Consider the following 7,019-nt stretch of genomic DNA (forward strand, 5'->3'; position numbering starts at 1 on the left):
GTTGGCCGACGGTTCCGACGCGCCCGAGGGGGTGCTGGACGTCATCGTCACCTCGCTGATCGGGATGCATGACATCAAGGGGCTCGGGCGTGTCCGGAACAGCCGCGCAGGCTCGATCTATATCGTCAAACCCAAGATGCACGGCCCGGAAGAGTGCGCCTTCACCAACGGGCTGTTCGACGCGGTCGAGGACCTGCTGGGTCTGGCGCGGCACACGATCAAGGTCGGGGTCATGGACGAGGAGCGCCGCACCTCGGCCAATCTGGCGGCCTGCATCCATGCGGTGAAGGACCGGATCGTCTTCATCAACACCGGCTTCCTGGACCGTACAGGCGACGAGATCCACACCGCCATGCAGGCCGGGCCGGTGGTGCGGAAGGCCGACATCAAGTCCAGCGCCTGGATCGCCGCCTATGAGGCGCGCAACGTCGCCATCGGCCTGAAATGCGGCCTGTCCGGCAAGGCCCAGATCGGCAAGGGCATGTGGGCCGCGCCTGACCGGATGGCCGACATGCTGGAGCAGAAGATCGCCCATCCCCGGACCGGCGCCAACACCGCCTGGACCCCGTCCCCGACCGCCGCGACCCTGCACGCGCTTCACTATCACGCTGTGGACGTCTTCGCCGTCCAGGCCGAGGTGGCGAGCCGACCGACGCCGGGCCTGGACGATCTGCTGACCCCGCCCCTGGCGCACGGCGTCAACTGGTCCGAGGCCGAGGTGGCGGCCGAGTTGGACAACAACGCCCAGGGCATCCTCGGCTATGTGGTGCGCTGGATCGACCAGGGCGTCGGCTGTTCCAAGGTGCCCGACATCCACGACATCGGCCTGATGGAGGACCGGGCGACCCTGCGGATCAGTTCGCAGCATATCGCCAACTGGCTGCTGCACGGCGTCTGCACCCCCGATCAGGTGGACGCGGCCTTCCGGCGCATGGCGGCCAAGGTGGACGGTCAGAACGCCGGCGACCCCCTGTATCGGCCCATGGCGCCCGATCCGGACGCCAGCCCCACCGCCGGCCTGGCCTATCAGGCCGCCCGCGCCCTGGTGTTCGAGGGGACGACCCAGCCGAACGGCTACACCGAGCCTCTGCTGCACGCCTTCCGGCTGAGGGCCAAGGCCGCCGTCTAGCCGCCCAGCCGGTCCGGCGGCGTTTGGGGCGCGGGCTCCAGCCCGTTTTCGCCTTCGGCGGCCGACATGACGTCGTCGGCGGCGTCGTTGGCGCTGGACCTGAGGGGCGGCGGCGAGGACGCCGTCGCGCGGTGGGGCGTCGCCGCGCCCTGATCATAGCCCAGCCGCTTCAAGGCTTCGTCGCCCTCCAGTCCGAAGGCGCTGCGGATGCGCAGGTCGGTCTGGGGGAAGGGCACCTCCATGCCCGCGGCGTCCAGGGCGTCAGCGATCAGCCAGGTATAGGCGGCGTGCATGGCGGCGGGCCGTTTCACCGCCTCGCGCGTCGGCCAGACCAGAAGCTCGAACGACAGGCCCCTGTCGCCAAACGCCACCAGCCAGACCTGGCTCTTGCGCGCCTCGGTCTCGGGCAGGGTGAAGGGGCTGGCTCGCGCCGCCGCCAGGACAGCGTCGCGCACCTTGCCCCGATCCGACCCATAGGCGACCGAGAAGGGCACGTGGATGCGTCGGGTGTCGCCCTTCAGCGTCCAGTTGGTCACCGGCTGTTCGATGAAGCGCGAGTTGGGCACCAGGACATTGACGTTGTCATTGGTCCGAACCCGCGTCGCCCGCGGTCCGATCTCCATGATCGCGCCGCGAATATCGATGTCCTCGATCTCGATATAGTCGCCGACCGAAACCATCCGGTCGAAGATCAGGAAGATGCCGGACACGAACTCCTTGACCACCCCCTGCAGCCCCAGGCCGACGCCGATGCCCACGGCGCCGGCGAAGACCGCCAGCGACGACAGGTTCAGCCCCGCCGCCGACAGGGCCGACATGACGCCGACGATGATGACGGCGTATCCCGACAGCCGCTCCAGCAGATACAGGGCCTGTCGGCTGCGTTCCGACCGCTCGCGCACCCGTCGCAGGGCGCGCGTCACCAAACGGGCGACGATCAGGGCGACCAACAGGATGATCAGGGCGCTGACCAGGCCGCCGACGGTGATGCTGGCGCCCGCCACGCGAACGACCTGGGTGGCGTCTAGGGATTCGAGGCCGGCCTGGATGGGAGATGTCATAAGGGCGCAAGCGCGCGGCCAACGGCTCAGGTTCCAGAAAGCAACGAAGCCCGGCTGTTTTCACAGCCGGGCTTCTGGAATCTGGTGGAGCTTAGCGGAGTCGAACCGCTGACCTCTTGCATGCCATGCAAGCGCTCTACCAACTGAGCTAAAGCCCCGGACCTTGCGGTCTGGTTCGCCCGGTTCATCTTGCGATGGCCCCCGGCGAGGCGGCGGAACCTATGTCAGAGCTTTTTTACGATCAAGCCCGTTTCGACATTTATTTTCGCATCGGTTCCGGAAGCGAAAAAGCACAGCGATTTCAAACCAAAAGGGGGCTGAAATCGACCGTCCGCCGCAGTTCCTAGCGGGAAATGCGGCGGACGCAACAAGAAAGATCAGTCGTCGTCGCGCGACGGCTTGGCGATCTCGTCCTCGATGGAGTCGTCATCGTCGTCTTCGATGAACGGCACGGAGTCGTCATCGTCGTCGGCCAGGTCGTCGTCGCCGTCGGTGGCGCCCATGCCGGCTTCCTCGGAAGCGTCAGCGGGGGCGTCGTCGTCATCGTCGTCCGGCGTCAGGATCGGCTCATGGCCTTCCTCGTCGATCTCCGGGGCCCGGACTTCTTCTTCCTCGTCCTCGTCGGACTCGGCCTTCTTGTCCTTGACCTGGTCTTCCGTGTCCTCGTCGTCGGCGGGATAGCCGGGACGAACGCGACGGCTGCGCAGCTTCAGCGCCTCTTCGGGATCGAAGTCGGTCGCGCATTTGGGGCAGTGTGCGGGGCGGCGGTTCAGGTCGTAGAACTTAGCCTGGCAGTTCGGGCAAACCTGTTTGGCGCCCAGTTCGGGATTGGCCACGTTTGGAACCTTCAACGGGTTGAATTCGGGGCGGTCCCTTGCCACCCCTAGGAGCCGCTGTCAAAAGCCATCTTTCGCGCCGCCCGCGCGGCCCCTTCGCGAACGCAGCCTTTAGCGGGTGATTATGCCGTCCCAACTGACTTCCAGCCGTTCTGAAGCCCTGGTCGGCGCCGTGCGCGCGCCCGGCGATAAATCCATGTCCCACCGGTCCATGATCCTGGGCGGCATGGCCTCGGGCGTGACCGAGGTCGAGGGATTGCTGGAAGGCGACGACGTCCTGGCCACCGCCCGCGCGGTCGAAGCCTTCGGCGCCAAGGTCCAGCGGACCGGCGACGGCAAATGGCGGATCGAGGGGGCGGGGGGCTTCAAAACGCCTTTGACGGTGATCGATTGCGGCAACGCCGGCACCGGCGTGCGGCTGCTGATGGGGGCGGCCGCCGGCTATCCGCTGACGGCGACCTTCGACGGTGACGCCTCGCTGCGGAAGCGGCCGATGAAGCGCGTCACCGGCCCGCTGGCCGACATGGGCGCCCGCTTCGGCTGGTTGGCTGCCGAGGACCGGCTGCCGGTGGCCCTGACGGGCGGGACGCTGAACGCCATCGACTATGTGCAGACCGTGGCCTCCGCCCAGGTCAAGTCGGCCATCCTGCTGGCCGGGTTAAACGCCCAGGGCGTCACCTCGGTGACGGAGCCGGAGAAGAGTCGCGATCACACCGAACGCATGCTGCGCGCCTTCGGCGCGGAGGTCGGCGTTGAGGAGATGGACGAGGGCTGGAAGGTCACGCTGAAGGGCGGACAGCCGCTGACCGGAACCTTCGTCGCCGTGCCGGGCGATCCGTCCTCGGCCGCATTCCCCCTGGCCGCAGGCTTAGTGGTTCCGGGCTCGGTGGTGACGGTCGAGGGGGTGATGCTGAACCCCTTGCGGACCGGCCTGTTCGACACCTGGCTCGAAATGGGCGCCGACCTGACCATATCGAACCGGCGTCAGGCCGGGGGCGAGGACGTCGGCGATATCACAGCCCGTCACTCGGCCCTGAAAGGCGTGGTCGTGCCCGAGGCGCGCGCCGCCTCGATGATCGACGAATATCCGATCCTGGCCGCCACGGCGGCCTTTGCGGACGGCGTCACCGTCATGCGCGGCGTGGGCGAGATGCGGGTCAAGGAAAGCGACCGGATCTCGCTGATGGTCGAGGGCCTGCGCGCCTGCGGCGTCCAGGTGGAGGAAGAGCCCGAGGGCTTTATCGTCACGGGCGCCCCTGCGGTTCCGGGCGGCGCGACCGTCCACACCGCCCACGATCACCGTATCGCCATGAGCCACCTGGTCCTGGGCCTAGCCGCCGATCAACCGGTTTCCGTCGACGAACCGGGCATGATCGCCACCAGCTTCCCCGGCTTCGTCGAGATGATGAACGGTTTGGGCGGGCGGATCGCTTGACGAAATGTCGCCTGTAGACGACAATGGGCGTGTTGCGGTAGAACTGACGCCGCAGTTCGTGAGCTGGCGTTCAAGATTGCGAGACGCGCGAGCGCTGGCCAAGATCGCCGACCGGCTGGCCCGGATTCAGTTCGGACACTGGGGCGATGTCAAACCTGTCGGGGAGGGCGTCAGCGAACTGCGGATCGACGTCGGTCCCGGCTATCGGGTGTATGTGTTTCAGCGGAACCGCACCTGGGTCGTCGTGCTCGGAGGCGGCGACAAGTCGTCCCAAAAGCGGGACATCGAGGCGGCCCTGCTTCTGGCGAGAGAGTTGAGACATGCCGATTGAGACTGTTCCCTTCGACGCCGCCGACTTTCTCGACACGCCTGAGGCGGTCGAGGAGTTTCTGGTGGCGTCGTTCGAGTCCGCCGCCGAGCTCGGGGATCCTCGTCTGATCACCAACGCCCTGGGCGTTGTCGCCCGGGCCAAGGGCATGACCCAGATGGCGCGGGACGCCGAACTGTCTCGCACAGCCTTGTATCGCGCGCTCAGCGAGGAGGGGCGGCCCGAGCTTTCGACCATCTTCAAGGTGATGCAGGCCCTGGGGCTTCGTTTGGCGCCCGTCCGCGTGGACACCGCCGCCTGACGCCCCATGAGCGCCCTCGCTCTCCCGACTGGCGCCGATTTTGCGACATTTTGGCCATGTCTGTCTTGGCGCGTCTGAAACGATACATTGCGCTCTATCTGCCCGCCCTTTTGGTCGGCGGCCTCTGCGCCTTCATCGGGCTGCAGGGGCTCATCCCGGCCCTCGGGGGCGAGATCCCGAAGATGAAGGGGGCGGAACGGATCATCTATCTGATCGACAGCCCGGCGACCTTCTGGTTCGAGGTTTTGCAACGCGTCTTCATGCTGTTGATGGCGCCGGTGACCGCGTATGGCTTGGTTGTGATGTGCCGATCCAACGAAATCAGCGACGGGTTGATCCTTCGCCGCTTCAATGCCGACGCGGCGTTGGACAAGGCGGTGCGCCGACCGCTACAGCCTGACTAGATCGAATTCTATTTTTCGGAACCGCCGTTTGCCCCTGATCATCGCCGTCGACGGCCCCGCCGCCTCGGGCAAGGGCACCATCGCTGCGCGGTTGGCGCGGACGTATGGCCTGCCCCATCTGGACACCGGCCTGCTGTACCGCGCCGTGGGCGTCAAACTGCTGGAGGCCGGCGGTTCGCTGGACGACGAGGCGGCCGCAACCCAGGTCGCCCGGGCCCTGGACGCCGCCGACGTGTCCGAAGACCCCCGCCTGACCACCGGCGAGGCGGGCGAGGCGGCCAGCCGTGTCGCCGGTCACCCCGGCGTCCGTGCCGCCCTGCTTGAGCTGCAGCAAGCCTTCGCCGCCCAGGCCGGGGGCGCCGTTCTGGACGGGCGCGACATCGGCACGGTCATTGCGCCGAACGCCCCGGCCAAGCTGTTCGTCACCGCCACGCCCCAGGTCCGGGCCGACCGCCGCTGGAAACAGTTGACGGCGCGCGGTTTCGACATCGCCTTCGACGACATGCTGGCCGATATCCAGCGTCGGGACGAGCGCGACGCCGGTCGCGGCGCCGCCCCGATGGTCCAGGCTGAAGACGCGGTCTTGCTGGATACCACCGACATGGGTATAGAGGCGGCCTTCGATGCGGCCCGCCGTATCGTCGAGGCGGCGCGCGCGAAACACGGTCTCTGACCGGTCTTGCAAATCCAACGCGTCCATCCTCGGCTTCCGCGGGCGTTTTGATCGTTCTGAACGGCCTCGCATCCTGACGACCTGCCTATCCCTCATTTCCACCTCGCGCGGGGCCGTCCGGTCATGCGCCATAGCCCCTACGGAATGCTTCAAAGCTTCATGACTGACACCCTCACTCCCTCGCGCGACGATTTCGCCGCGCTGCTCGAAGAACAACTTCAGGGTCGCGACTTCGGCGAAGGCCAGGTCGTTCACGGCCGCGTCGTCGGCATCGAAAAAGACATCGTCATCATCGACGTCGGCCTGAAGACCGAAGGCCGCATCTCGATGCGCGAATTCGGCCAGGGCGAAGACGCCAAGCTGCCGAAGGTCGGCGACAACGTCGAAGTCTACCTCGAGCGCGTCGAAAACGCCCTGGGCGAAGCCGTCATCAGCCGTGACAAGGCCCGCCGCGAGGAAGCCTGGACCCGTCTGGAAGTCGTGTTCGCCGAAGGCCAGCCGGTCAACGGCGCCATCGTCGGCCGCGTCAAGGGCGGCTTCACCGTCGACCTGGGCGGCGCCTCGGCCTTCCTGCCGGGCTCGCAAGTGGACATCCGTCCGGTGCGCGACGTCGGCCCGCTGATGGGCAAGGAACAGCCGTTCCAGATCCTGAAGATGGACCGCCCGCGCGGCAACATCGTCGTCTCGCGTCGCGCCATCCTGGAAGAAGCCCGCGCCGAACAGCGCACCGAGCTGGTCGGCCAGCTGCAAGAGGGCGAAGTCCGCGAAGGCGTGGTCAAGAACATCACCGACTACGGCGCGTTCGTGGACCTGGGCGGCATCGACGGCCTGCTGCACGTCACCGACATGTCG

9 protein-coding genes and 1 tRNA gene are annotated in these 7,019 nt (G+C 67.0%); 7 read left to right on the plus strand and 3 right to left on the minus strand.

Features of this window, described 5'->3' with window-relative positions; translation table 11 throughout:
• Nucleotides 1-1,129: malate synthase G (locus Q7J26_RS06790; RefSeq protein WP_304935733.1), on the plus strand; the 1,129-nt coding region annotated here is incomplete at its 5' end.
• On the opposite strand, the gene Q7J26_RS06795 is transcribed toward Q7J26_RS06790, so the two are convergent.
• From Q7J26_RS06795 to Q7J26_RS06805, 3 genes are all read right to left on the minus strand, one after another.
• Nucleotides 1,126-2,190: a mechanosensitive ion channel family protein gene (locus Q7J26_RS06795; protein WP_304935734.1), complete on the minus strand. Its 1,065-nt coding sequence runs from the start codon at nucleotides 2,188-2,190 to the stop codon at nucleotides 1,126-1,128. The two genes, Q7J26_RS06790 and Q7J26_RS06795, sit on opposite strands and share 4 nt — an antisense overlap.
• An 82-nt stretch (nucleotides 2,191-2,272) precedes the next feature.
• Nucleotides 2,273-2,348, minus strand: a tRNA-Ala gene (locus Q7J26_RS06800).
• 219 nt (nucleotides 2,349-2,567) lie between these two features.
• A complete protein-coding gene (locus Q7J26_RS06805) occupies nucleotides 2,568-3,026 on the minus strand; it encodes a TIGR02300 family protein (RefSeq protein ID WP_304935735.1) in 459 nt (152 codons plus the stop codon).
• Between the two features lie 124 nt (nucleotides 3,027-3,150).
• On the opposite strand from Q7J26_RS06805, the gene aroA reads away from it, so the two are divergent.
• The 6 genes from aroA to Q7J26_RS06835 all read left to right on the plus strand — a co-directional run.
• Nucleotides 3,151-4,461, plus strand: coding sequence for a 3-phosphoshikimate 1-carboxyvinyltransferase (aroA, locus tag Q7J26_RS06810; RefSeq protein WP_304935736.1), 1,311 nt, complete (start codon nucleotides 3,151-3,153; stop codon nucleotides 4,459-4,461).
• Nucleotides 4,462-4,465: 4 nt separating this feature from the next.
• Nucleotides 4,466-4,792, plus strand: a complete 327-nt coding sequence (locus tag Q7J26_RS06815; protein WP_304935737.1) for a type II toxin-antitoxin system RelE/ParE family toxin — start codon at nucleotides 4,466-4,468, stop codon at nucleotides 4,790-4,792.
• Entirely contained in the window at nucleotides 4,782-5,090 is a 309-nt protein-coding gene (locus Q7J26_RS06820; RefSeq protein WP_304935738.1) for an addiction module antidote protein, read from the plus strand. The genes Q7J26_RS06815 and Q7J26_RS06820 overlap by 11 nt, the downstream gene beginning before the upstream one ends.
• A gap of 65 nt (nucleotides 5,091-5,155) precedes the next feature.
• On the plus strand, nucleotides 5,156-5,494 hold the full coding sequence (locus Q7J26_RS06825; protein ID WP_304935739.1) for a hypothetical protein: 339 nt from the start codon (nucleotides 5,156-5,158) through the stop codon (nucleotides 5,492-5,494).
• Between the two features lie 28 nt (nucleotides 5,495-5,522).
• Nucleotides 5,523-6,167: a (d)CMP kinase gene (gene cmk, locus Q7J26_RS06830; RefSeq protein WP_304935740.1), complete on the plus strand. Its 645-nt coding sequence runs from the start codon at nucleotides 5,523-5,525 to the stop codon at nucleotides 6,165-6,167.
• A gap of 159 nt (nucleotides 6,168-6,326) precedes the next feature.
• On the plus strand, nucleotides 6,327-7,019 hold a 693-nt coding region (locus Q7J26_RS06835), incomplete at its 3' end, for a S1 RNA-binding domain-containing protein (RefSeq protein ID WP_304935741.1).

It is taken from the genome of Brevundimonas sp. (assembly GCF_030656255.1).
GTDB lineage: Bacteria > Pseudomonadota > Alphaproteobacteria > Caulobacterales > Caulobacteraceae > Brevundimonas.

Excerpts from the sequence above, each read along its gene's own strand:
- Q7J26_RS06795 (WP_304935734.1), bottom strand. The coding sequence starts at position 2,190 with ATGACATCTCCCATCCAGGCCGGCCTCGAATCCCTAGACGCCACCCAG.
- aroA (WP_304935736.1), top strand. The coding sequence starts at position 3,151 with ATGCCGTCCCAACTGACTTCCAGCCGTTCTGAAGCCCTGGTCGGCGCC.
- Q7J26_RS06815 (WP_304935737.1), top strand. The coding sequence starts at position 4,466 with ATGTCGCCTGTAGACGACAATGGGCGTGTTGCGGTAGAACTGACGCCG.
- Q7J26_RS06820 (WP_304935738.1), top strand. The coding sequence starts at position 4,782 with ATGCCGATTGAGACTGTTCCCTTCGACGCCGCCGACTTTCTCGACACG.